This is a genomic window from Rhodococcus sp. NPDC058505 (genome assembly GCF_042720095.1).
Lineage (GTDB): Bacteria > Actinomycetota > Actinomycetes > Mycobacteriales > Mycobacteriaceae > Rhodococcus_G.
In genome coordinates this window covers 268333-292775 of the sequence record NZ_JBHXNB010000001.1, presented here as the reverse complement: position 1 = coordinate 292775, position 24443 = coordinate 268333, and the positions used below count along the sequence as shown (strand labels likewise).

The 24443-nt window shown below is 71.5% G+C and carries 20 protein-coding genes and 1 tRNA gene; 6 read left to right on the top strand and 15 right to left on the bottom strand.

Annotation, left to right across the window (positions count from 1 at the left end):
- Positions 1-38 precede the first annotated feature (38 nt).
- Positions 39-1235: an SPFH domain-containing protein gene (locus tag ACFWPA_RS01260; protein ID WP_378506383.1), complete on the top strand. Its 1197-nt coding sequence runs from the start codon at positions 39-41 to the stop codon at positions 1233-1235.
- A 79-nt stretch (positions 1236-1314) separates the two neighbouring features.
- On the opposite strand, the gene ACFWPA_RS01255 is transcribed toward ACFWPA_RS01260, so the two are convergent.
- Both ACFWPA_RS01255 and ACFWPA_RS01250 read right to left on the bottom strand, forming a co-directional pair.
- The gene (locus tag ACFWPA_RS01255) at positions 1315-1977 is read right to left on the bottom strand and encodes a TVP38/TMEM64 family protein (protein ID WP_378506384.1); all 663 of its coding nucleotides are present in this window, start codon (positions 1975-1977) and stop codon (positions 1315-1317) included.
- Positions 1978-2012: 35 nt separating this feature from the next.
- Positions 2013-2825, bottom strand: coding sequence for a hotdog domain-containing protein (locus ACFWPA_RS01250; protein ID WP_378506385.1), 813 nt, complete (start codon positions 2823-2825; stop codon positions 2013-2015).
- Between the two features lie 125 nt (positions 2826-2950).
- On the opposite strand from ACFWPA_RS01250, the gene ACFWPA_RS01245 reads away from it, so the two are divergent.
- Genes ACFWPA_RS01245 through meaB form a run of 3 tightly spaced genes read left to right on the top strand, consistent with a single transcriptional unit; the run spans position 2951 to position 8071 of the window.
- A complete protein-coding gene (locus ACFWPA_RS01245; RefSeq protein ID WP_378506386.1) occupies positions 2951-4831 on the top strand; it encodes a methylmalonyl-CoA mutase family protein in 1881 nt (626 codons plus the stop codon).
- A complete protein-coding gene (gene scpA / locus ACFWPA_RS01240) occupies positions 4828-7077 on the top strand; it encodes a methylmalonyl-CoA mutase (protein WP_378506387.1) in 2250 nt (749 codons plus the stop codon). Before ACFWPA_RS01245 ends, scpA begins: the two co-directional genes overlap by 4 nt.
- A gap of 10 nt (positions 7078-7087) precedes the next feature.
- Positions 7088-8071: a methylmalonyl Co-A mutase-associated GTPase MeaB gene (gene meaB, locus ACFWPA_RS01235; RefSeq protein WP_378506408.1), complete on the top strand. Its 984-nt coding sequence runs from the start codon at positions 7088-7090 to the stop codon at positions 8069-8071.
- A gap of 87 nt (positions 8072-8158) precedes the next feature.
- Here meaB and ACFWPA_RS01230 read toward each other — a convergent pair whose 3' ends face one another.
- The 7 genes from ACFWPA_RS01230 to ACFWPA_RS01200 form a co-directional block, all read right to left on the bottom strand.
- Positions 8159-9124, bottom strand: coding sequence for a DivIVA domain-containing protein (locus ACFWPA_RS01230; protein WP_378569492.1), 966 nt, complete (start codon positions 9122-9124; stop codon positions 8159-8161).
- A complete protein-coding gene (locus tag ACFWPA_RS01225) occupies positions 9115-10377 on the bottom strand; it encodes a globin domain-containing protein (RefSeq protein WP_378506389.1) in 1263 nt (420 codons plus the stop codon). Before ACFWPA_RS01225 ends, ACFWPA_RS01230 begins: the two co-directional genes overlap by 10 nt.
- A gap of 243 nt (positions 10378-10620) precedes the next feature.
- Positions 10621-11712 (bottom strand): nucleoside hydrolase, encoded by a 1092-nt coding sequence (locus tag ACFWPA_RS01220; protein ID WP_378506390.1) that lies wholly within the window; start codon positions 11710-11712, stop codon positions 10621-10623.
- Between the two features lie 69 nt (positions 11713-11781).
- Positions 11782-13119, bottom strand: a complete 1338-nt coding sequence (locus tag ACFWPA_RS01215; RefSeq protein ID WP_378569490.1) for a CoA transferase — start codon at positions 13117-13119, stop codon at positions 11782-11784.
- A 162-nt stretch (positions 13120-13281) separates the two neighbouring features.
- Positions 13282-14520, bottom strand: coding sequence for a saccharopine dehydrogenase family protein (locus ACFWPA_RS01210; RefSeq protein ID WP_378507057.1), 1239 nt, complete (start codon positions 14518-14520; stop codon positions 13282-13284).
- A gap of 128 nt (positions 14521-14648) precedes the next feature.
- Positions 14649-16115, bottom strand: a complete 1467-nt coding sequence (locus tag ACFWPA_RS01205) for an SDR family NAD(P)-dependent oxidoreductase (RefSeq protein ID WP_378507058.1) — start codon at positions 16113-16115, stop codon at positions 14649-14651.
- Between the two features lie 152 nt (positions 16116-16267).
- A tRNA-Leu gene (locus ACFWPA_RS01200) sits at positions 16268-16353 on the bottom strand.
- Between the two features lie 167 nt (positions 16354-16520).
- Here ACFWPA_RS01200 and ACFWPA_RS01195 point away from each other — a divergent pair.
- Both ACFWPA_RS01195 and ACFWPA_RS01190 read left to right on the top strand, forming a co-directional pair.
- Positions 16521-17867 (top strand): M20/M25/M40 family metallo-hydrolase, encoded by a 1347-nt coding sequence (locus tag ACFWPA_RS01195; RefSeq protein WP_378569531.1) that lies wholly within the window; start codon positions 16521-16523, stop codon positions 17865-17867.
- Positions 17868-17898: 31 nt separating this feature from the next.
- On the top strand, positions 17899-18432 hold the full coding sequence (locus tag ACFWPA_RS01190; RefSeq protein WP_378569488.1) for a YbhB/YbcL family Raf kinase inhibitor-like protein: 534 nt from the start codon (positions 17899-17901) through the stop codon (positions 18430-18432).
- A gap of 51 nt (positions 18433-18483) precedes the next feature.
- Here the strand turns inward: ACFWPA_RS01190 and ACFWPA_RS01185 are convergent, their stop codons facing one another.
- The 6 genes from ACFWPA_RS01185 to ACFWPA_RS01160 form a co-directional block, all read right to left on the bottom strand.
- Positions 18484-19557: a quinone-dependent dihydroorotate dehydrogenase gene (locus ACFWPA_RS01185; RefSeq protein WP_378569486.1), complete on the bottom strand. Its 1074-nt coding sequence runs from the start codon at positions 19555-19557 to the stop codon at positions 18484-18486.
- Between the two features lie 32 nt (positions 19558-19589).
- The gene (locus ACFWPA_RS01180) at positions 19590-20624 is read right to left on the bottom strand and encodes a hypothetical protein (protein ID WP_378569484.1); all 1035 of its coding nucleotides are present in this window, start codon (positions 20622-20624) and stop codon (positions 19590-19592) included.
- 154 nt (positions 20625-20778) lie between these two features.
- Entirely contained in the window at positions 20779-21627 is an 849-nt protein-coding gene (locus ACFWPA_RS01175) for a heme ABC transporter ATP-binding protein (protein WP_378507062.1), read from the bottom strand.
- Positions 21624-22703, bottom strand: a complete 1080-nt coding sequence (locus ACFWPA_RS01170) for a FecCD family ABC transporter permease (RefSeq protein ID WP_378569482.1) — start codon at positions 22701-22703, stop codon at positions 21624-21626. The genes ACFWPA_RS01175 and ACFWPA_RS01170 overlap by 4 nt, the downstream gene beginning before the upstream one ends.
- On the bottom strand, positions 22700-23734 hold the full coding sequence (locus ACFWPA_RS01165) for a hemin ABC transporter substrate-binding protein (RefSeq protein WP_378507064.1): 1035 nt from the start codon (positions 23732-23734) through the stop codon (positions 22700-22702). The genes ACFWPA_RS01170 and ACFWPA_RS01165 overlap by 4 nt, the downstream gene beginning before the upstream one ends.
- Positions 23731-24408 carry a heme oxygenase (biliverdin-producing) gene (locus ACFWPA_RS01160; protein ID WP_378569480.1) on the bottom strand — a complete coding sequence of 226 codons (678 nt, stop codon included), beginning with the start codon at positions 24406-24408 and terminating at the stop codon, positions 23731-23733. Before ACFWPA_RS01160 ends, ACFWPA_RS01165 begins: the two co-directional genes overlap by 4 nt.
- Between the last annotated feature and the right edge of the window lie 35 nt (positions 24409-24443).

The following is a 24443-nucleotide window of genomic DNA, read 5'->3' as shown; positions in this document are numbered from 1 at the left end:
GGACCGGCGCCGGGCAGGTGTCGGGAGGGGAGTGAAGGATGGCCGCACTGATCGTGCTGGCGGTGATCGTCGTGCTCGTGGTGATCGTGGTGGCGAAATCGGTGGCCCTGGTGCCGCAGGCCGAGGCCGCCGTGATCGAACGTCTGGGCCGGTATCAGCGCACCGTGTCCGGCCAGCTGACCCTGCTGGTGCCGTTCGTCGACCGGATCCGCGCGAAGGTGGACCTGCGGGAACGGGTCGTCTCGTTCCCGCCGCAGCCGGTGATCACGCAGGACAACCTGACGCTGAACATCGACACCGTCGTCTACTTCCAGGTGACCAACCCGCAGGCGGCGGTATACGAGATCAACAACTACATCGTCGGCGTTGAGCAGTTGACCACCACCACGCTGCGCAACGTGGTCGGCGGCATGACCCTGGAGGAGACGCTGACCTCGCGCGACTCGATCAACGGGCAGCTGCGCGGGGTGCTGGACGAGGCCACCGGACGCTGGGGCCTGCGGGTGGCCCGCGTCGAACTCAAGAGCATCGACCCGCCGCCCTCGATCCAGGAGTCGATGGAGAAGCAGATGAAGGCGGACCGGGAGAAGCGCGCGATGATCCTCACCGCCGAGGGCAGCCGCGAGTCCGCGATCAAGACCGCCGAGGGTGCCAAGCAGAGCCAGATCCTCGCCGCCGAGGGCGCGAAGCAGGCCGCCATCCTCGACGCCGAGGGTGAGCGGCAGTCCCGGATCCTGCGCGCCCAGGGTGAGCGGGCCGCGAAGTACCTGCAGGCGCAGGGGCAGGCGAAGGCGATCGAGAAGGTGTTCGCGGCCATCAAGTCGGGCAAGCCGACGCCGGAACTGCTTGCCTACCAGTACCTTCAGACGCTGCCGCAGATGGCCCAGGGTGACGCGAACAAGGTGTGGCTGGTGCCGAGTGACTTCGGGGACGCCCTCAAGGGATTCGCGAAGACCCTCGGCGCGCCCGGCGAGGACGGCGTGTTCCGGTACGAGCCGAGCGCCGACGAGCCCGTCGCCCCGGTCGACGACTCCGCGGAGGTCGCGGACTGGTTCGAGGCCAAGACCGATCCCGCGGTGGCGCGGGCGGTGGCGGCCGCGGAGGCCGTCGCGAACAAGCCGGTCGAGACGTCGCTGGCGCCCGACTACGAGATCGACGGCCCCGCCGCGCGGCGCGCGGTCGGAGCCGAGCCCGCCGAGGGCCTGCTCCCTGCGCCGGAGCCGGAGGATCGATAGGCGCACGCTGTCTCGCCGCCCGTCGACCTGGTGGCCCTCGACCGGATTAGATCAAGGCCATGGCCGGGGCCGGAGCAAATTACGCCTCGCGGCGTGACTCGCGCAGCTGGTCGAGGGTCCGCTCGGGGCCTGCCGGGACGCCGAGTCGGGCATCGATCACCAGCCCGACGACGCCGACGCCGAGGCACAGGACGGACACCGCGAGCAGGGTGGGGGAGGTGTCCCCGCCGATCGCATCGCCGAGCATCACCACCCCGATCGTGCCGGGAATGATGCCGACGATCGTCGCAAGGAGGTACGGCACGAACCGGATCGAGGACAGCGCCGCGCAGTAGTTGGTCACCGAGAACGGGACCGGGGCGATCAGCCGCAGCGAGCCGACGGCGAGCCAGCCGCGCCTGGCCAGTCGGTCGTCGATCTTCTGCACGGCGGGGTGGGTCAGGTGCCGGGCCACGATGTCCCGGCCCAGCACCCGGACGAGGACCAGCGCGATCGCCGCGCTGATCGTCGTCGCCGCGATCGCGATCGCGATCCCGGTGGCCGCGCCGAACAGCACCCCCGCAGCGAGGGTGAACACGGTGCGGGGGACCGGGGCCACCGTCACGATCGCGTGCACCGCGACGAACGCGAGGGGGAAGGCCGGGCCGAGCGAATCGGACCACCCGCGCATCTGGTCGATCGACGGATGCGGAACGAACAGGGCGACCGCGGCAAGCACGGCAAGCACGGCGATCAGGACCACCGCGCGCGGGGTGCGCAGTAGTCGCCCGGCCGACCTCAGCACTCGGGTGCGGGGCGCTCGGCCGCGGCAGCGGCCTCCCTGCGCAGGGTGATGGTCGCGGCCGAGCACACCTGCCCGGTGGCGTCGCGGGCCTCGGTGCGGATCACCGCGATCCGCCTGCCCACCTGCACGGGGAACGCCTCGAACACGATCTCGCCGTCGAGGGATCCGGGCCGGAAGTAGTTCGCCCGCAGCGCCGCGGTCCGCATGCCCGGCGCGGCGGCGGCCGCGACCAGGTCGTGCCCGCACGCGTGGATTCCGCCGTGCATCTTCCCCATCGTGTTCGCGAGGGCCGGGCTGCCGGTCACGGTGAGCAGTGCGCCGGTCTCGGTGCGCTCGATGGTGCCGCCCAGGATGTCGAGTGGTGCCGCCGCCGCGGCGGGCGGGGTCGGGGCCGGATCCGGGGCACCGTGCAGGGTCCGGTTCTGACTGACGCCGTCGACGAAGGTGCCCCACATCGTCGCGGACGCGAGCTGGGTGCCGTCGGCGTCGAGCACCTGCAGCACGCCGAGCCCGCCGTCGTCGTCGATCGATTCGATGTGGGCCTCGGCGGTCAGGACCGGCCCCCGCCAGCCGGTCGGCCGGGCGTACGAGATGGACAGTTCCGCGCCGACGATCCCGTCGTGGTCGCCGCGTCGGTCGTAGAACGCGACCCCGAGCAGGTCGTCGATCAGCACGCCGAGCATCGCGGTGCCCCCTGCGGACCCGGTGACGGCCATCGCCATCCGGGCGGTGGCGCCGTCGCGGACCGGGCGTCCGACCCCGAACAACGACTGGGGGGTTTCGCGAAGATCGGTCGCAATGCTCATGCCCGCGAGGTTACCGAACGGTAGGTGATCCAGCGGACAGGCCCCGAACCCGCCGGGCTAGCATCACAGCGAGAATGACCATGCCCGAATACCGAGAGGAAGCCGACACCGTGTCCCAAGCTCCAGTGTCACACGCTTCACAGACCGAGGAGGCCGCCCGCGACTACGCGGCGTGGCAGCAAGCGGTGGCCGCGGTGCTCGCGAAGGCCCGCCGGGTCGACGTGTCCGAGCTGCCTGCCGATCCGGAACACCTCCTCGACACCACCACCTACGACGGTGTCACTGTCACGCCGCTCTACACCCGCCGCGAGGAGACCGCCGAGGCGCCGCTGCCCGGCGTGTTCCCGTTCGTCCGCGGGCGCGACGCGCACCGCGACGTCAACAGCGGCTGGCAGGTCAGTGCCGCGTTCGGTGCCGGTGAGCGTGACGCGAAGAGGGTCAACGAGGCCATCCTCGACGGACTCGAGAACGGGGTCAGCGCGATCTGGCTGAGCGTCGGCGGTGACGGGCTGTCCGCCGACGCCCTCGGAACGGCGCTCGACGGCGTGCTGCTCGACCTCGCGCCGCTGACCCTCGACGCCGGCGCCGATGTGGCCGACGTTGCGCAGCGCCTGTACGCGCTGATCGACGAGCGCGCCGCCGCCGGGGACGGTGTCGCCGACCGCGCCGCGATCACGGTCGGCCTCGGCGCCGCCCCGCTCACCGACGGATTCTCCGGCGCGGCCGGTGTCTCCGTCGATGCCGCTATCGCGCTGGCCGCCGCCGCCGCGCAGCGCGCGGAGACCGTCCGGGCGCTCACCGTCGACGGCACCGCCTTCCACAATGCGGGCGCCTCCGATGCCGAGGAGCTCGGTGCGGCCGTCGCCGCCGGGCTGGAGTACCTGCGCGCACTGACACACTCGGGAATCACCATCTCGAAGGCGTTGGGGCAGATCGAGTTCCGGCTCGCCGCGACCGACGACCAGTTCCAGACCATCGCCAAGTTCCGGGCCGGCCGCGCCCTCTGGGCGCGCGTCGCGCAGGTGTGCGGTGCCGCCGAGTTCGGTGGTGCGCCGCAGCACGCCGTCACCTCCGCGGCGATGATGGCGCAGCGCGACCCGTGGGTGAACATGCTCCGCACCACCCTCGCCGCGTTCGGCGCCGGTGTCGGCGGGGCGGACGCGGTGACCGTGCTGCCGTTCGACGCCGCGCTCCCCGAGGGCAGCGTCGACACCTCCAAGTCGTTCGCGGCCCGCATCGCCCGCAACACCCAGCTGCTGCTGCTCGAGGAGTCGAACCTCGGCCGGGTGCTCGATCCGGGCGCGGGCTCCTGGTACGTCGAGGACCTGACCGCGCAGGTCGCGGCCAAGGCGTGGGAGTTCGTGCAGCAGATCGAGGCCGCGGGCGGCTACGCCGCCGCGCTCGAGTCCGGCGTGATCGCCGACCGGGTCGCCGCCACCCGCACCAAGCGGGAGTCCGACATCGCGCACCGCAGCACCGCGGTCACCGGCGTCAACGAGTTCCCGAACCTCGCCGAGGCCCCGCTCGCCGACGGCCCCGCCCCGCTCGAGGGCGTCGCCCGCTACGGCGCCGCGTTCGAGGCGCTGCGGGACCGGTCCGACCGGTTCCTCGCCGATCGCGGGCACCGGCCGAAGGTGCTGCTCGCGGCGCTCGGCCCGGTCGCGGAACACAACGGCCGCACCACGTTCGCCGCGAACCTGCTGGCGTCCGGCGGCATCGAGGCGGTCAACCCGGGCACCCTCGACCTGGCCACCGTCGCCGGGGTCGTCGCCGAGTCCGAGACCACCATCGCGGTGCTGTGCGGCACCGACAAGCGGTACGGCACCGACGGCGTGCCCGCGGTCGATGCGCTGCGCGCCGCGGGCATCGAGACCGTCCTGCTGGCCGGACCGGAGAAGACGTTCGCCGACGCGCAGGGCGCGGACCGGCCGGACGGCTTCCTGACCGCTCGTATTGACGCAGTGTCGGCCCTGACCGGTCTGCTCGACACCCTGGGAGCGAAATGAGCATCAAGCACGAGATCGGCAGCTTCGCCGACGTGCCGCTGACCGACCCGGACTTCCCGGCGCCCGCGGCGCCGACCGAGACCGAGACGGCGGCGCACATCGAGGACGCGGCCAAGGCGAACAACTACGACGCCGACCAGGTGATCTGGTCGACGCCCGAGGGCATCGACGTCAAGCCGGTCTACACGAAGGCTGACCGGGACGCCGCCGAGGCGTCGGGCTACCCGCTCGACAGCTTCCCGGGTGCCGCACCGTTCCTGCGCGGCCCCTACCCGACGATGTACGTCAACCAGCCGTGGACGATCCGCCAGTACGCGGGCTTCTCGACCGCCGCCGAGTCCAACGCCTTCTACCGCCGCAACCTCGCGTCCGGTCAGAAGGGCCTGTCGGTGGCGTTCGACCTCGCCACGCACCGCGGCTACGACTCCGACCATCCGCGCGTGCAGGGTGACGTCGGCATGGCCGGTGTCGCGATCGACTCGATCCTCGACATGCGTCAGCTGTTCGACGGTATCGACCTGTCGCAGGTGTCGGTGTCGATGACCATGAACGGCGCGGTGCTGCCGATCCTGGCGCTGTACGTCGTCGCCGCCGAGGAGCAGGGCGTCGCGCCCGAGCAGCTGGCCGGAACCATTCAGAACGACATTCTGAAGGAGTTCATGGTCCGCAACACCTACATCTACCCGCCGAAGCCGTCGATGCGGATCATCTCCGACATCTTCGCCTACACCAGCGCGAAGATGCCGAAGTTCAACTCGATCTCCATCTCCGGCTACCACATTCAGGAAGCCGGTGCGACCGCCGACCTGGAGTTGGCGTACACCCTCGCGGACGGCATCGAGTACATCCGCGCCGGACTCGACGCCGGCATGGACATCGACAAGTTCGCGCCCCGACTGTCCTTCTTCTGGGCGATCGGCATGAACTTCTTCATGGAGGTCGCCAAGCTGCGGGCCGGGCGCCTGCTGTGGGCGGAGCTTGTCGAGAAGTTCGAGCCGAAGAACGCGAAGTCGCTGTCGCTGCGCACCCACTCGCAGACCTCCGGCTGGTCGCTGACCGCGCAGGACGTGTTCAACAACGTCGCGCGCACCTGCGTCGAGGCGATGGCCGCGACCCAGGGCCACACCCAGTCGCTGCACACCAACGCGCTCGACGAGGCGATCGCGCTGCCGACGGACTTCTCCGCCCGCATCGCGCGCAACACCCAGCTGCTGATCCAGCAGGAGTCGAACACGGTCCGCCCGATCGACCCGTGGGGCGGCTCGCACTACGTCGAGTGGCTGACCAACGAGCTCGCCAACCGGGCCCGCGCGCACATCGCGGAGGTCGAGGAGGCAGGCGGCATGGCGCAGGCCATCGGCGAGGGCATCCCGAAGCTGCGCATCGAGGAGGCCGCGGCCCGCACCCAGGCCCGCATCGACTCCGGCAGGCAGCCGCTGGTCGGCGTCAACAAGTACGTGCCCGCCGAGCCGGACAGCATCGAGGTGCTCAAGGTCGACAACACCAAGGTGCGCGCCGAGCAGCTCGCCAAGCTCAAGCAGCTGCGCGCCGAGCGCGACGAGGCCGCCACCCAGGCCGCGCTCGCCGAGCTGACCCGCGCCGCCGCCTCGACCGAGGGCGGCATGGAGAACAACCTGCTCGCCCTTGCCGTGAACGCGGCCCGCGCCAAGGCCACCGGCGGAGAGATCTCCGACGCGCTGGAGAAGGTGTACGGGCGTCACCAGGCCGAGATCCGGACCATCAGCGGGGTGTACCGGGACGAGGCCGGAAAGTCGGAGAACATTTCCAGCGCAATCGAACTCGTCGAGAAGTTCGCGGAGGCCGAGGGTCGCCGCCCGCGCATCCTGGTCGCGAAGATGGGACAGGACGGCCACGACCGCGGCCAGAAGGTGATCTCCACCGGCTTCGCGGACCTCGGCTTCGACGTCGACGTGGGACCGCTGTTCCAGACCCCCGAGGAGGTCGCCCAGCAGGCGGCCGACGCCGACGTGCACATCGTCGGCGTGTCCTCCCTCGCCGCAGGCCACCTCACCCTGGTGCCGGCGCTGCGGGAGGCCCTCGCCGCGGTCGGCCGCCCCGACATCATGGTCGTCGTTGGCGGCGTCATCCCGCCGGGCGACTTCGACGAGCTGTACGCAGCCGGTGCCGCCGCGATCTTCCCGCCCGGCACCGTCCTCGCGGACGCGGCGGTCGGCCTGCTCGGCAAGCTGTCCGAGCTGCTGGGACACGATCAGAGTGCCGGTTAGCCGTCCGCCGCTGGACCTGGGCGCGCTCGGCGACGCGGTCCTCGCGGGTCGGCGATCGGAGATCTCCAAGGCGATCACCCTCGTCGAGTCCACCCGCGGGGACCACCGGGAGCAGGCGCAGCAGCTGCTGCTGCGCCTGCTCCCGCACGCGGGCGGCGCGATCCGGGTCGGCATCACCGGCGTCCCCGGGGTCGGCAAGTCCACCACCATCGAGGCCCTCGGGATGCACCTGATCTCGTTGGGGCACAAGGTCGCGGTGCTCGCGGTCGACCCGTCGTCCACCCGGACCGGCGGGTCGATCCTCGGTGACAAGACCCGGATGCAGAACCTGTCGGTAGAGCCGAGCGCGTTCATCCGGCCGTCCCCGACGTCGGGCACCCTCGGCGGTGTCGCGAAGGCGACCCGGGAGACGATGGTGCTGCTCGAGGCGGCCGGCTACGACGTGATCCTGGTCGAGACGGTCGGTGTCGGGCAGTCCGAGGTGACCGTCGCGAACATGGTCGACACCTTCACCTTCCTGACCCTGGCCCGGACCGGCGACCAGCTGCAGGGCATCAAGAAGGGCGTCCTCGAACTCGCGGACATCGTCACCGTCAACAAGGCCGACGGCAAGCACGAGGCCGAGGCGCGGGTCGCGGCCCGCGAACTCGCGGGCGCGCTGCGGCTGATCTACCCGCACGACGCGCTGTGGCGGCCGCCGGTGTTGACGATGAGCGCGCTCGAGAACAACGGCGTCGACAAGTTCTGGGACGAGGTGCTCCGGCACCGCAAGGTCCTCGGCGACGCGGGCGAACTCGAACGCAAACGCCATCAGCAGCAGGTGAACTGGACGTGGTCGATGGTGCACGACCAGTTGCTGCGCCGCCTCGACACCGACCCGGCGGTCCGGTCTATCCGCGGTGCGGTCGAGCAGCAGGTGCGGGACGGCGAGCTGACCGCGGCGCTGGCCGCGCACCGCCTCCTTGAGGCCTTCGACGGCCACGCAGGACGCTGACGAGGCCGCTCGCGCGGGCGACCGGGTGGCGGCGGGGCGGACGAGCGTCGCGCGCTCCCGTCACCCGGCGCCGTCCGAGGCGCCGGGTCACGAGCTCCCTGCGGCGGGCCGACCGGTCTCGGACAGCGCCGTCTCGGTCGGCCCGGTTTCGGTCGGTTCGGTCTCGGTCGGTTCGGTCTCGGTCGGTTCGGTCTCGGTCGGTTCGGTCGCGGACGGCTCCGTTCCCGTCTGGTCGGGTGTCGACCCGTCCGCGGGCTGCCGGGTCGCGGGGATGAGCTGCGTTTCCGGTGCCTGCGGTGTTTCGGGCGCGTACGGCGATTCGGGCGCGTACGGCGTTTCGGGTGTGTTCGGTGCTTCGGGCGTTGCCTGCAGCGCGGGAACCAGATTCGGAAGGTCCGCGAGCTTGTCGACCTCGCCGGACAGCGCGGTCAGCACCGACCGAAGCTGCGTCGCCGCGATCTGCGTGTAGGTGCGCAGGTACTCGACCTCCGGGATGGTCTGGGCGTAGCCGGGACCCGCATCGCCGGGGCGGCGAGCGGGCGCCTCGGCCTGCTCGGCCTGCTCGGCCGCGCGCTGGGCGCGCTGCAGCAGATCGCGGTGCTGGTCGCGCGCGGTCATCACCAGGTCGCGGGCGTACCGTTCGGCGTCGGCGACGAGGGTGTCGGCGGACAGCTGAGCCTGGCTGAGCAGGTTGACCGCGCGGGTACTGATGCCGAGCAGATCCTTCTCCGACTCCTCCCGAAGGCGGTGCAGCTCCGCGGTGGCCGCGGCGAGGTCCCGGCGCAGCTGGTGGAGTTCGGGGGGCTCGGCCCGGGCCCGATCACGCTGCGCCAGCTGATCCTCGAGGTAGGCGATCCGCGTCGCGTACGCCTCCAGGTCCGCGCTGGTGGCCGGCGTGGCGTGGATCAGCCGCTCGTTGGCGGCGCGCAGCCGGGCCAGCTCGGTACCGACCTGGTCGAGGTACTCGTGGACGGATCCCGCGTCGTATCCGCGCCGACCCATCTGGGCCCTCTTGAACTCCACCTGGCGGATGTTCGCGGGCGTTATCTCCATGCTGTCGCCTCCGTCGGCCACGTCGGGTCGGGTGTCGGGCTCGCGCCAGGTGTCGGGGTGGTGTCCGGTGTGTGCCGGGTGTCCGGCGTTGGGTGGGCGTGCTGGGTCCAGGGCGCGGCGGCGCCGTCCGCGAACCCGGCATCGGCGAACTCCTCGAACCGGACCGCCGCCGGCGGCAGCCCGGCGGAGTGCAGCGCGGCCCGGGTGTGCGAGACCATCGGCGCGGACCCACACACCAGCGCGGTGAAACCGTGCCAGGGTCGGGCCCGGGCGGCGAAATCGCCGACGAGCCCGCGGACACCGGGGAAGCCGGGGTCGTCGGAGACGACCGGTGTGTACTGAAGCCACGGCCGGGCCGCCAGTTGCCGAAGATGCTGGTGGTCGTACAGGTTCCACGGCGCCCTCGCCCCGTGGAACAGGTGTACCTCCGGCGCCGAACCCGACGCCCGCCAGCGTTCGTCGATGTGGTCGAGCACCGCGCGGAGCGGCGCAAGCCCGGTGCCGCCCGCGACCAAGAGCAGGCTCCCGTCGTCCGGCGACAGGGTGAGCTGGTCCCCGATCGGGGCACCGAGCCGGATGATGTCGCCGCGGGCGGTCCCGCGTGCCAGCGCGGTCGAGACCTGGCCACCAGGAACGATCTGCACGTGCAGTTCGATGGACCCGTCCGCGCGGGGAGCGTTGGCGGGGGAGTAGTACCGCCACAGCTTGGGGCGGGAGGGCACTTCGACGGCCATCGACTGGCCGGGCAGGTACGGGTACGGCCGGTCCGGGCGCAGCTCGACCACCGCGACGTCGATGCTGCGCCGGTCGATCGCCACGACCTCCGCCTCCCAGAACGGCGGGGAGTCCCGTTCGGCGTCCGCGGCTGCGGCGATCATGATCCCGGCGATCGCCTCGTACGCCGCGGTCCAGTCCGCCTCGAGCTGCTCGGTCCACGCCGGGCCGAGGAAGTGTCGGAGGGTGGCGAGCAGCGACGGGGCGACGGCCGGATAGTGGTCGGCGACAACGTCGAAGCGTCGATGGTCACGACCGAGCTGCTCGACGAAGGTCGGGTCGGTGGCCAGGTCGTCGACATTGCTCACGATGTGTCCGAGCGCCGTGAAGAATCGGCTCCGCTGCGCGGTCATCGAGATCGGGAACATCTCGCGGACCTCGGGATGCGCGAGGAACAGGTGGGAGTAGAAGTACTGGGTTGCCTCGTCGCCGACCTTCGCGACCTCGCGCCAGCTCTGCTTCAGAGCGGTGGTGTCCATGCGGTCACCGGGCCCGCGGGCGGCGGCCGCGCGTCCGGTGGTCGGCGGACGGGGCGCGGTGTGGGGCGTGGCTCATGCGGACACCTCTCTCTGTGGCTCGCGGGTGGCGGACGGTCCGGCGACAGATCTCGTCGGGCGCGAGCGGGTGTCGACTGAGCGGAACGGGTAGATGATCGCACACCGCAGCGAGAGTTCCGCTGGCAGTGCCGGTCCGGCGCAGGCCGTCACCGCGGCCACCGCGGGTCACCTTGGGGCGGTAGCGCGGGACCGTCCGCGCAGACGTCGGCCGATGCGGTCGACGAGATGGGTGAGGAAGGTGTCGGGGTCGGTGGCCACCGCGATATCGGCGTTCGGTGCGCGGCCCCACATGCCGTGCCAGTCCGCGACCGTGGACCCGCGAGTGAGCGTTCCGACGAGTTCGACATCGACCGTGGCCGGCCGGGTCCGCACCACCGCCGGATCGAGCGCCACCGCCGCCGCGAGCGGGTCGTGCATGTGGGCGAGGAAGCCGTGTCCGTGGTCCCGATGGAACTCGAGGTAGAAACGGATCGCGTCCGACAGGGCGCGAACCACCGGATCGGAGGCGCGGGAACGGCTTCCGGCCGGATCGGACTCGGTGATCGACTCGACCGGGGTGCTGCCTGCGGATTCGGCGAGGCGACGCAGGTGCTCGGGGCGCAGCTCGATGGTCTCGGTGACACCGAGCGGGCACACGATCGGCCGTCGATGCTCCGGCACGACGGAGAAGGCATCGAACACCACCTTCGCCGCCTCGGGGTCGACGGCGACATTCCACTCGGACGTCGGGGTGGTGTTCCCGGGATGGTCGAACGCCCCGCCCATGATCACCAGCCGGCGCAGGAGCAGCGGCAGGTCCGGCTCGATCCGCAGTGCCAGAGCGAGATTCGTCAGCGGCCCGGTGACCAGACCCGTCACCTCCCCGGGCCGGGAGCGGGCCACCTCGACCCACGCGGTCGCCGAATCACGTTCGGCGAGTGGTCTGGTCGACGTCGGCAGCACCGCATACCCGAGCCCCTGCGGCCCGTGGGTGTCCTCCGTGGTGCGCAGGTCGCCGACCAGGGGGACCGCCGACCCCCGGGTGACCTCGATGTCGGATCGGCCACACAGGTCCAGCCAGGCCAGGTTGTTCGCGGCGACCTGCGCGGTCGGCACGTTGCCGCCGGTGCTGGCCACCGTGAGGATCTCGGCATCCGGGCTGCACAGCAGGTACAGCAGCGCGAGGGCGTCGTCGATCCCGGTGTCGACGTCGACGATCAGGGGCACAGGATCGGTCGGGGGCAGGGGGTCGGTCGGAGGCAGGGGGACGATGCTCACCCCGACAGTGTGCGCCGCCCCACGGAGGCGGCCTGCGCACGGGGGCGCCCACCGACCAGAGCGGGTCCCTCACCACCAGTGCGGCGGGTCCGCACCCCAGTCGTGGGCCGGGAACGGGTACTGCGCGTACCCGGGCAGGGGAGGCCGCGCCGCGCGAATCCCGCCGTGGGTCACCGCCGTTGCCTGAGAAGGCCTCCTCGGTGCGACGGGGGCGGCGACCCGCCCGGGCAGGTCGAGCAGTAGGCGTGCCGTGCGCGCCAGCGACACCGACACCACCCGACCGCACCCGTCCCCGATCCGCTGCGCGATCGCGTCCACCACCCCCGCCGCGAGCAGATGACCGGAGGCATGGTCGAGCGCCTGCACCGGCAGCGCACCGGGTCGTCCGCCGCCCTCGACCAACGCGATCCCGGAGGCCGCCTGCACGATGCTGTCGAACCCGCGTCGCATCGCCCACGGACCGCGCTCACCCCACGCGCTGACCGAACCGACCACCAGGCCGGGCGTCGAGTCGGCGATCCCGAAGCGGTCGAGGGCACCCGGCCGATACCCGGTGAGCAGGACGTCCGTCGAGACGAGCAGGGACCGCATCGTGCTCAGATCGTCGGCGACGGTCAGGTCCAGCAGGGTGGACCGCTTGCCCTGGCCGGTGTCGCGGTGCTGCCAGTCGATCTCGTGCAGGTGCGGCGGGTCGACGCGCAGCACCTGAGCGCCGAGCAACGCGAGGTCGCGGCCCGCCACCGGCCCCGCCAGCACCCGCGTCAGGTCCACCACCCGCACACCGGCGAGCGGGCGGTCCGCGTCGGCCACCGACGGTGTTGGACCGGAATGCCGGGAGTCCGTCATCCGCGTCCGCACCAGCGGGCCGTCACCGCTCGCGACGCCCTGCGGATGCCCCGCCCAGGCGGTCTCGTCGCGGACCAGGACGGCGATCGCGCCCGCGTCGGCACACCGGTCCTCGATGTCCTGCGCAGGCAGTTCCCCGATCCGTGTCGACAGCACACCCGGGTCGGCATCGGCAGGCAGGTCCAGCGCGGTCAACAGGCGCGCCCGATGATGCGGATAGTTCGCGTGCGTGCGCACCCAGCCGTCCCCGGCGGCGAAGAACCCCGACATCGGCGCGAAGGCGGACACCGGCGCACCGTCGATCGACAGCATCCGGTCGCTGGCGAACGACGCGGCGACCCGCTCCGGATCGATCTGCCACGCCCGCGGCTCCCGACCCCGGGACACCAGCAGGCGATTCACCGCGGACGCGAGCACCCCCACCGACCCCGCCGCCAGCGCCTGCGTCGGCACGCGGGACGCGAGGAACCCCGACGGCGGCAGGTAGCGCACCGCCGTCGGGGTCGAGGGCAGCGCGCACCCACGCTCGTACTCGTCGTGGACCAGCCGCGGTGAGGCCACCACAGCACGGTACCGCCGGACGCCGTTCCGGTGCCCGGCGTACGTGCGCACTACTCACCCCCCGCCCCCGTCCCGACTGAACGGAAGCGTTCAGTCGATCAGATCGAACGAATGTGCCGTTCACTCGACGCAGCACTGCGGCCCGTCCATCCTGCAGAGCGCCTACATGCTGCGGACGGTGATCTCGACACCGGCGTCGCGGAGCCGCTCGACCAGCCGGTTGCCGATCGCGGTCGCCGGGGTGAGGACGCCGGCCGCCTCCGGCAGCACCGCGCGGTCGAGGGCAAGCGCGAGGGCGGACTCGCCGAGCATCACGGCGGTCGCCGCATACCCGGGGTCGCCCTGTGCGCGCATCCGCGACATGTAGCGGGCACCGGTGCTGGTGGTGGTGTAGACCTCCGTCGTGAAATGCCCGGTCCGGCGCGTCTTCTCGCTCGGCCCCTCGCCGGGCTTCGGCAGCATCCGGTCGAGCGCCCACCGCGTCGGGGGCAGCGCTAGGCCTGCCGCGAGGACACCGAGCCCGGCCGCGACACCCGCCGCGAGCAGCGGTGACAGGGGCGATGCGCCGACGCTCATCACCTCTCGGTACCGGAACGTGCGCCCGTAGGCCCAGTCCAGCAGAGCGTTGCTACGCCGCACCACCCGGGTGTTTGTCGATGCCATCAAAAACGGTGCCAGCACCCCCGCCAGGTCCGGCGCGATGTCCGACCCCTTCACCAGTTCGGCGTCGAGCTGGCGCCCCAGATCGGGTTCCTTCGAGGCATCCGGGCTCAGCGAATAGGGTTGCAGCACAAGGGAACGCGCAGCCCTGTCCGACCTGACGGCGTCGACGAGGGTGCGGATCGAGTCGATCGTGCCGCCGCTGAGACCGCCGCGCAGCGAGGACACCACCAGGGTCGTGTCCGTGAGCGTGCCCGCGCCGTCCGCGGTGACCCTGTCGTGCAGAACGTGCACCCCGAGGTCCGATGGAATCGAGTCGAACCCGCACGCGTGCACGATCCGCGCGCCGGTGGTCCGCGCGATGTCGTGGTAGCGGTCGATGGATTCCCTGGCGAACAGAACCTCGCCCGACAGGTCCGCGTAGTCGGTGCCCGTCTCGGCGCACGCCCGCACCAGGTCGATGCCGTACTTCGCGTACGGACCGACGGTGCTGACCACGACCTGCGTGGATTCGGCCAGCGCGGTGAGGGAGGCGCCGTCGTCGGCGGACGCGATCAGGATCGGCCAGTCCGATGCGCCCGGCAGACTCTCGCGGACCCGCTCGAGCTTCGCTCGACTGCGCCCGGCCAACCCGATGCGGGTTCCGCCGGGGGCGTGTCGGGCCAGGTGGTCGGCGGCGAGCCGGCCGACGAAGCCGGTGGCTCCGTAGACGACGATGTCGAGGTCGCGGGTGCGGGTCATGCCGACCACACTAAGTGTGACCTTCCGTCACGTCCACGGCCCGCCCGCCTCGGGTTCCCTAATGTCACAGTGGGTCACTCGACGACACTCGATGTGACATTAGGGAACCGGTGGGTGGTTTTTCTCCGTCACCAGGGGGACGGTTCGAAGTCCTTGAGGAAGCAGCCGTGCAGGTCGACGCCCGCCTCGCCCTGCACGATCGGGTCGTAGACCCGCGCCGCGCCGTCGACCAGGTCGAGCGGGGCGTGGAAGCCCTCATCCGCCAGGCGCAGCTTCGTGTAGTGCGGGCGTTCGTCGGTGATCCAGCCGGTGTCGACGGCGGTCATCAGGATGCCGTCCTGCTCCAGCATCTCCCTGGCACTGGTGCGGGTGAGCATGTTCAGCGCCGCCTTCGCCATGTTGGTGTGCGGGTGTCCGGGCCCCTTGTACTTACGGGAGAACTGACCCTCCATCGCGGAGACGTTGACCACGTACTTGCGGCGGGCCTGCGACGCGGCCATCGCGGGACGGAGTCGGTCGACCAGGATGAACGGCGCCACCGAGTTGCACAACTGCACCTCGAGGAGCTCGATCGGGTCGACCTCGCCGACGGCCTGCACCCAGCTGTTGGTGTGCGCGAGATCGGGCACTAGGCCGCCCGCGTCGATCGCGATCCCCTGCGAAATACGTTCGGGGGTGGCCGATCCCGCGACCAGCGCCAGCTCGCTGACCTGATGCACGATCGACTGGGTTGCCGCGGGCAGCGAACTGGCCAGGGCGGCGGGGTGCGCGTCGCTGGTCTTGCCGAACGTCACCACGTCGGGCAGCGCGCCCGCGGGCAGCGGAGCCGACTCCGCCTCGGCGAGCGCGGAGTAGGCGCCGGGGGAGCGGCGGACGGTCTGGGCGGCGTTGTTGATCAAGATGTCGAGCGGCCCCTGCGCGGCGACGTCCTCGGCGAGCGCGACGACCTGGGCCGGGTCGCGCAGGTCGATGCCGACGACGCGGAGTCGGTGGATCCAGTCGGCGCTGTCCTCCATTGCACTGAACCGGCGGATGGCGTCGTTCGGGAATCTGGTGGTGATCGTCAGGTGGGCGCCGTCGCGGAGCAGGCGCAGCGCGATGTACATGCCGATCTTCGCGCGGCCACCGGTGAGTAGTGCCCGCCTGCCGGTCAGATCGGTGGACGCGTCCCGCTTGGCGTGACTGCGCGCCGCGCACTCCGGGCACAGCTGATGGTAGAAGGCGTCGACGACGGTGTACCGCTGCTTGCAGATGTAGCAGGGCCGCGGCCGGATCAGGGTGCCCGCGGTGTCCCCGACGGTCGGCGAGGAGATCAGCACACCGGCGGTCTCGTCGTCAATGCGGTTGGGTGACCCGGTCGCGGTCGCGGCAACGACGGCGCGGTCGGCCGCGTTCTTCGCGTCACGGACCTCGATCCGCTTGCGCCGCTTGAGCCGCTTGAACATCTTGCCGCTGGCGCGCTGCAGGGCAACGGAATCGGGATGGTCGGCGTCGAGTTCTCCTGCCGCGGCGAGGACCCTCAGGCAGGTCTCCAGATCCGTCGGGTCGATGCTCTGCAGGTCGGCGGGGTCGATGCCTGTCGTCGGTTGTGCCATCGGTGCTGGTGCTCAGTCCTGATCTCGTCGCTGCTGTCGTCGGTCGAGTCTACCGGCGGCGGCGCCGGACACCGATTCGGTGATGGTGGTCGCGAGACGACGAAAGCCCCGAACCGAAGTTCGGGGCTTTCGTCGTCTGTCTCAACTCAGAGTGCGCGAGGGGGGACTTGAACCCCCACGTCCATTAGTAGGACACTAGCACCTCAAGCTAGCGCGTCTGCCATTCCGCCACTCGCGCTTGCACACTCTTTGTTTCGCTCGCCGCTCTCGCTGCGTGCTGGAAAAGATTAACCCAGCACACCCCGAGAACCAAAATCGTCTCGTTGTCGCAGGTCAACGCCGGTGCGGCGGGGGTGTTCGCACGAATTCCGGTGGTGCACGGTGTAGGAAAGGGAGGTGCCGCACATCGATTCCTCACCCACAATCCGCAGCAGTGCCGAATCCGAGGTCGTCGACCTCGTCAGTGCGCTGATCCGTTTCGACACGTCCAACACCGGCGACCTCGCCACCACCAGGGGCGAACGGGAATGCGCCGAATGGGTGGCAGGCAAGCTCGAGGAAGTCGGCTACGAGACGGTGTACGTCGAGTCGGGTCAGCCCGGACGTGGCAACGTCTTCGCGCGACTGCCCGGCGCCGACCGCAGTCGCGGCGCGCTGATGATCCACGGCCACCTCGATGTGGTGCCCGCCGAACCCGCGGACTGGAGTGTCCACCCCTTCTCGGGGGCCGTCGAGGATGGCTACGTGTGGGGGCGCGGCGCCGTCGACATGAAGGACATGGTCGGAATGACGCTGGCGCTGGCGCGCCAGTTCAAGGCCGAGGGCACGGTGCCGCCGCGGGACCTGGTGTTTGCCTTCCTCGCCGACGAGGAGGCGGGCGGGACCTGGGGGTCGCAGTGGCTCGTGCAGCACCGGCCCGACCTGTTCGACGGCATCACCGAGGCGGTCGGCGAGGTCGGCGGGTTCTCCCTGTCCGTGCCGCGCCCCGACGGCTCCGATGCGCGCCTGTACCTGGTCGAGACCGCGGAGAAGGGGCTCGGCTGGATGCGGTTGACCGCGAAGGCCCGAGCCGGGCACGGCTCGTTCCTGCATGAGGACAACGCGGTCACCCTCCTCGCCGAGGCGGTCGCGCGGCTCGGACGGCACACCTTCCCGCTCGTGGTCCCCGACTCGGTCGCCGAGTTCCTCGGAGCCGTCGGCGACGAGACGGGACTGGACTTCGACCCGTCCGCCCCCGACATCGACACCGCGCTGGAGAAGCTCGGGACCATCTCCCGAATCATCGGCGCCACCCTCCGGGACACCGCAAACCCGACGATGCTCGACGCCGGCTACAAGGCGAACGTCATCCCGCAGACCGCAACCGCGGTCGTGGACTGCCGGGTGCTCCCCGGTAGGCAGGCGGCGTTCGAGCGGGAGGTCGACGAGCTGATCGGACCCGACGTCACCCGGGAGTGGATCACCAAGCTGGACTCCTACGAGACCACGTTCGACGGTGCGCTGGTCGACGCGATGAACGCGGCGATCCTCGCGCACGACCCGAACGGACGCACCGTGCCGTACATGCTCTCCGGGGGGACCGACGCAAAGGCGTTCGCCACGCTGGGGATTCGTTGCTTCGGGTTCGCTCCATTGCAGCTTCCGCCGGAACTCGACTTCACCGCGCTCTTCCACGGCGTCGACGAGCGGGTGCCGGTGGACGCACTAGAGTTCGGCACACGCGTGCTCGAGCACTTCCTGCTGCACAGCTGACCATCGTCACCGCACCCACGAGAGGACCCCCATGGCGCACGATCCGTACGGCCCACTGCCGGACCTGCCGACCTTCACCCTGACCTCGGACCAGGTCACCGAGGGCGGCGAGGTGCCCGCCGACCAGCGCAGCGGGATCTTCGGGGTCCCCGGCGGCAAGGACATCTCCCCGCAGCTGTCCTGGTCCGGGTTCCCCGCCGAGACCAAGAGTTTCGCGGTCACGATGTTCGACCCGGACGCGCCGACCGCGTCCGGGTTCTGGCACTGGGCGGTGGCGAACGTCCCGGCGTCGGTCACCTCCCTCGCCCTGAACGCGGGCGACGAGGGGGGTGCCGGGCTGCCTGCCGGCGCGATCACCCTGAAGAACGATGGCGGCGGACACCGCTATCTCGGCTCCGCCCCGCCGGTGGGCCACGGTCCGCACCGCTACATCTTCGCCGTGCACGCGCTGGACGTCGAGAGCGTCGAGGGGCTGACCGCCGATGCGACGCCCGCGTTCCTCGGCTTCAACCTGTTCGGCCACGCGATCGCCCGCGCCACCCTGACGGCCACCTTCGGGCACTAGGCGGCTCCGCCGCCCGTGAGTCCTTCTGGCCCGCAGGGGGACCAAAAGGACTCACGGGCGCGAAGCGCCTTGGCCGACCGCGTCGGCGAGCGAGGCGTAGCCGCCGTCCCGGACCTTGCGCGCGAGGCCCCGGTGGATCTTCTTCATCCAGAACGGTCCGCCGTAGATGAACCCGGTGTAGCCCTGGATCAGGGACGCGCCGGCCAGGATCCGCTCCCACGCCTGGTCGACGGTCTCGATGCCGCCGACGGAGATCAGCGCCAGGCGGTCACCGACCCGCGCGTACAGCCGGCGCAGCACCTCCACCGACCGGTCCGCGACCGGTGGGCCGGAGACGCCGCCCGCACCCATCGCGGACACCTCGCCCGCCGGGGTCAGCAGACCGTCCCGGGAGATCGTGGTGTTGGTGGCGACGATGCCCGCGAGGCCGAGTTCGACGGCCAGGTCCGCGACCGCGTCCACGTCCTGGTCGGACAGATCCGGTGCGATCTTCACCAGCACCGGCATCTCCACCACCTCGAGGACGGCGGCGAGGATCGGGCGCAGCGACTCCACGGCCTGCAGGTCCCGCAGCCCCGGCGTGTTGGGGGAGCTGACGTTGACGACGAGGAAGTCGGCGAGCGGCCCGAGCAGCCGGGCGCTGGCGGCGTAGTCCTCGGCGGCGTCCGCCGCGGCGACCACCTTCGTCTTGCCGATGTTCGCGCCGATCGGCAGCGCCGTCTTGCGCTGCCGCAGCTGGTTCGCGGCATGGCCTGCGCCGTGGTTGTTGAAGCCCATGCGGTTGAGCAGCCCGCGGTCCGCGGGCAGCCGGAACAGTCGCGGCGCCGGGTTGCCTGGCTGTGCCTGCGCGGTGACGGTGCCCACCTCGGCATACCCGAATCCCATGGCGCCCCAGACGTTCACGCCGGTGGCGTTCTTGTCGAAGCCGGCGGCGAGACCGAGCGGCGCGGGGAAGTCGACGCCGAACACCCTGGTGCGCAGCACCGGGTCCGGAACGGTGAGCACCCGCGCGACCAGGGCGCGCAGCGGCCCGACGACGGTGACCAGTCGCATCGCCCCGAAGGCGAGGTGGTGCACGCGTTCCGGGGACAGCAGGAACATCAGGCGCAGCAGCAGGGTGTACACGAAAGAGCCTCTCTCGATTGTCGTGCCGCGGATCAGTGACCGGTGACGTCGATGCGTTGCAGCCCGTCGCCGGTGGCCGACGCGATGAACACCGTCCCCGACTCGGAGTCGACGGCCACCGAATTGGGTTGCCGGACAGTGGGGTAACGATGCTTCTCGACAGGGATTCCGGTGGACAGGTCGTACCCGACGACCTCGTTCGTTCCGGTGACCGTCACCCACACCATGCCGGTCTTCTCGTCGACCGCGACCCCGTACGGCGAGTTCGGCACCGGGTAGCGCTGATGCAGCATCAGCGGGTCCGTGGTGTGCGAGAGCAGTTCACCGTCGTTGGTGTCGGTGATGATGACCCGGCCGAACCGGTCGGCGACGAGGTTCGTTGCGCCGTCGCCGGCGCGCAGCGCGAGGCCGAGCCGGTCGTCGTCGAAGTTGATCTCGGTGACCGAACTCTGCCGCCGGTCCAGTGCGGTGACCCGGCCGTCGTGCTCGCCGAGCGCGTCGACGGACACCAGGCCGGAGACCGTGCCGCTGCTGGTCCCGTCGGCCTCAATCTCGAGGACCTCGCCCGCCGCGGTGCCGACCGCCATCCGGCCGTCCGCGAGCAGCGCGACCGCCTGCACGTCGCCGTCGACCGCGGTGCTGGTGGTGTCCCCGGTCGCCAGGTCCACCCGCACCACCGCCCGGCCCGCAGGAACCGCGACGACGCCGTCGCGCGGGGCGGACAGCGCAGCGACACCGCCGGGCAGCGTCACGGTGCGCAGCGGGACGTCCGACAGTGTTCCCGGCGGCATACCGGACACCGATCCGGGCAGCAGGAGCAGGCCGCGGGCGTCGGGGGTCAGCATGACCACGGTGTCGGTGTCGTCGTCGAACACCGTCGCCGAGACCGGGCCGCCGAGGGTGACCACGCCGCCTGCGGGCGGGTTCGACACCGCGGGTGAGGCGGCGGCGGTCGCGGGTTCGATCGTCTTGACCTTGTCGGTGTCGTTGTCCGAGGCGCAGCCGGTGACCAGCAGTAACAGCGCCCCCGACAGAACGGTCGCTGCGCGTGCGCGTTGCCTCGGCATGTACGTCTCCTCACGATGCGGCAGCGTCGCGCCCTCGGCGGGCGGACACGGTTCGGCGTCCAGCATTCCCGATCCCGGCCGGTGCACCGAATCCGCCCCTCCGCGGTGCGGTCCACGTCACTGCGGTCGCCCGCAGACCGGCGATCGGGGGCGGCTAGGGCATGTCGCGGCGCGGCAGCACCAGCTGTGCACCGGTCCGCGGGTGGGTGAGCACCTCGACGGGGTGGCCGTACACGCGGCCGAGCAGGTCCTCGGCGAGGACCTCCCGCGGCGGACCCAGCGCGGCGAGCCCGCCGTCGGCGAGCACCGCGACGGTGTCCGCGTAGGCGGCGGCCAACGCCAGGTCGTGCAGCACCACCACGACGGCGGCGCCGTCCCCGGCCCGCCCGGCCGCGAGCCGCATCACCGCCTCCTGATGCCCGAGATCGAGCGCCGCGGTCGGTTCGTCGAGCAGCAGCGTGGTGGTGCGCTGGGCGAGGACCCTGGCCAGTGCGACCCGGGCCTTCTCGCCGCCGGACAGGGCAGCGAAGGGGCGCTGCGCGAACCGTTCCACGTCGCAGGCGGTCATTGCCTCGGCGACGGCGGCGTCGTCCTCGTCCCGCAGGGCGGTGCGAGCCCACGGGGTGCGGCCCATCCGAACCACCTCGCGGGCGGTGAAGGAGAAGCCGACGGTGTGCTGCTGCGGCAGCACCGCGCGGCGGCGGGCCATCTCGGCGCCGGTCCAGTCCCCGAGCGGTCGTCCGTCGAGGTCGACCCGCCCCGCGGCGACGGCGGTGTCCCCGGACAGGGCCGCGAGCAGAGTGGACTTTCCTGCGCCGTTGGGGCCGACGAGCGCAAGCACCTCCGCGGCCCGGACGTCGAGGGACACCGAGTCGAGGACGCGGCGGCCGCCGCGGTCGACGCTGACGTCGACGGCGCGCATCGTCACCGTCCCCGGTTCGGGTCGGTGCGGTGCGGGCAGGTCGCGCGCGAACAGGTCGCGCACCCGGGCGGTGACGGTCATGCCCAGCCTCCCTGCTGCTTACGGGTGCGACGCAGCATCCAGAAGAAGAACGGTCCGCCGATCAGCGACGTCAGCATGCCGAGCGGCAGGTCGGCGTTCGGGACCAGGGTGCGCGCCCCGAGGTCGGCGGCGAGCAGCACGATCGCGCCGCACAGCACGCTGGCGGGGATCAGCAGCCGGTGCGCCGGGCCGACCACCATGCGCATCAGGTGCGGGACGACGAGGCCGACGAACAGGATGATCCCGGTGAACGCGACCGACGCGGACACCAGAACCGCGACGACGAGCACCGCGACCTGGCGCAGCCGCTCCACGTTCACGCCCAGGTGGGCGGCCGCGGATTCGCCGAGCGAGAGCAGGTCCAGCTTGTTGGCGAGCATCATCGTGACCGCGATGCCCACGATCGCCATCGGCGTCACCACCGCGACCGCCTCCCAGGTGGCGCCGTTGAGGCTGCCCAGTTGCCAGAAGACGATCTGGTCGCGGGCTGCCGGGTCGGCGGCGAAGGTGAAGAAGGCGATAAGGCCGCCCGCGAACGCGTTGATCGCGACGCCGGTGAGCACCAGCGTGACCACCTCGGTGCGACCGTCGGAGCGGGCGAGCAGGTACACCAGGATCGTGGTGATCAGCCCGGTGAGGAACGCGGCGGCGGCCACCGCGGTGCCCGCGACGAACGCGCCCCCGGTGAGGATCACCGCGCACGCGCCGACCGCAGCACCGGAGGACACACCGATGACGCCGGGTTCGGCGAGCGGATTCGCGAAGACACCCTGCAGCAGCGCGCCCGCGCAGGCCAGGCCCGCGCCGACAACAATCGCTAGGACCACCCGGGGGAACCGGACCTGCCACAGGGTGACCTCGCCGCTGGGGTGGGCAGGCATCGGACCGAGGTCGAGACCGATCCGGTGGGCGAGTGAACCGAGCACCTCCGCCGGTGAGGTCGGCACCTGGCCGATGCACGCGGAGGCCACCGCGAGGACCAGCAGCCCGAGCGCGAGCGCGATCAGCACGACCGCGGCGCCGGGGCGCCGGGGCGCCGGGGTGGTGGGCGCGGTCGCGGTTGGCTCGGCGGTCACTGCGAGTCGGGGCCGTAGAGCGCGACGGCGAGGGCGTGCAGCACCTCGCCGGTGCGGGGACCGAAGCTGAGCAGCGCGCCGTCCTGCATGTCCACCACCCGCTGGTTGCGCCCGGCCGGGGTCTGCGCGATGCCCGGGATCCGCTCGAGGCCGTTGATGCCGCCGATCGAGTCGAGTCCCTTCGTCATCATCAGGAAGACGTCCGGGGCCGCTGCGATCATCGCCTCGCTGGTGATCGGCGTGAACTTCGCGGTCAGGCCGGATGCGGTGCCTGCGTCGACGCCGCCGAGCGCCTCGATCAGCGAGTCGGCGCCGGAGCCGGGCCCGGCGAGCATCGTGATCGACGTGCCGCGCATGTAGAGGAACGCGACCGTCGGGGCGGTGCCGTCGGTCGGGGCCAGCGCCGCCGCCTCGTCGATCCGGGCGGAGGTGCGGTCAGCGAGCGCCTTGCCCTCCGCGGGGACGCCGAGGGCCGCCGCGACCGCCTCGATCTGGCCGGGGACGCCGTCGAGGGTGCGGGTCGGGTCGAAGAAGACGACCGGGATACCCGCGTCCCGCAGCTGATCCTGCACCGACCTCGGCCCGATGCTGGTGTCGGTCAGTACCACGGTCGGGTGCAGGTTCAGGATCGCCTCCGCGGACATCGAGTGCCCGGACGGGGTGACGTTCGGCACCGACGCGACCGCCGGGAACTGCGCGGCCCCGTCCCGGCCGACGAGCCGATCGCCAAGTCCGAGGGCGTACACCGTCTCGGTGAGCGTGCCGTACTGGTCGGCGGCGACGATCCGGCTGGTGTCGGTGATCGTGACGTCGACGCCGTCGAACCCGCGGACCGTCACGGGCAGCGTCGCGGCGGGCGACTGCGCGATCGGGGTCGGGTCGAGGCCGTCGAGGGTTGCGGTGGTCCGGCCGGACTGCCCCGACGCGGACACGTCGCCGTCTCCGGTCCCGCAGCCGACCGCGACCAGGGCGGCGGCGGCCAGTACCGCGGCCGCGCGCAGGACGCCGCCGCGGGCACGCACCCCGATCACTTGACCAGGTAGGTGTCGATGTCGGCCTCGAGGTCCGCGAACAGCGCCCCGTTCAGCTCGTATGCGAGGTTCACCTCGTCGATCAGCCGCTGCTGATCCTCGGCGGACAGGGGCGCGTCGTCGAGCTTGGCCCGGTACTCGTCCTTGTACACCTTCGGCTTCTCGATCTGGTCGAAGATGTAGAACCGGAGGCCGTCGGTGGTGTAGCCGTAGGCGCGTTCGAGCATCCGGCGGATGATCTGGCCGCCGGACAGGTCGCCGAGGTACCGGATGTAGTGATGCGCGACGAAGCCGGCAGGCCAGGAGAAGGCGACCTCGTTGAGCCGGTCGATGTAGCGCTGGGTGGCGGGCGTCGCGCTGATCTCGTCGCGCCAGTTCGCGCCGAGCAGGAACTCGAGGTCGGCCTCGAGGGCCTCGGTGCGGAGCAGCTCGTCGCCGAGGAACGGTGCGACGACGGGGTGGTCGGCGTGCGCGCGCCCGGCCTCCTCCAGGGTGCGGTAGACGAGGTAGGTCTGCGCGATCAGCGCCGCGTGCGCTGCGGCGTTGAGCTTGCCGCCGAGCAGGTCGCCGACGAACCGGGACTGTTCGGTCCGGCGGTGGGCGGCATCGGTCTCCGCCTTGATCCGCTCGGCGAGGCCGGGCGCCGTCGTGGTCGCCGAATCGAGCGCTGTCATCACTTCCCCTGTCTGGAAAACGCGAAGGTGTGCGG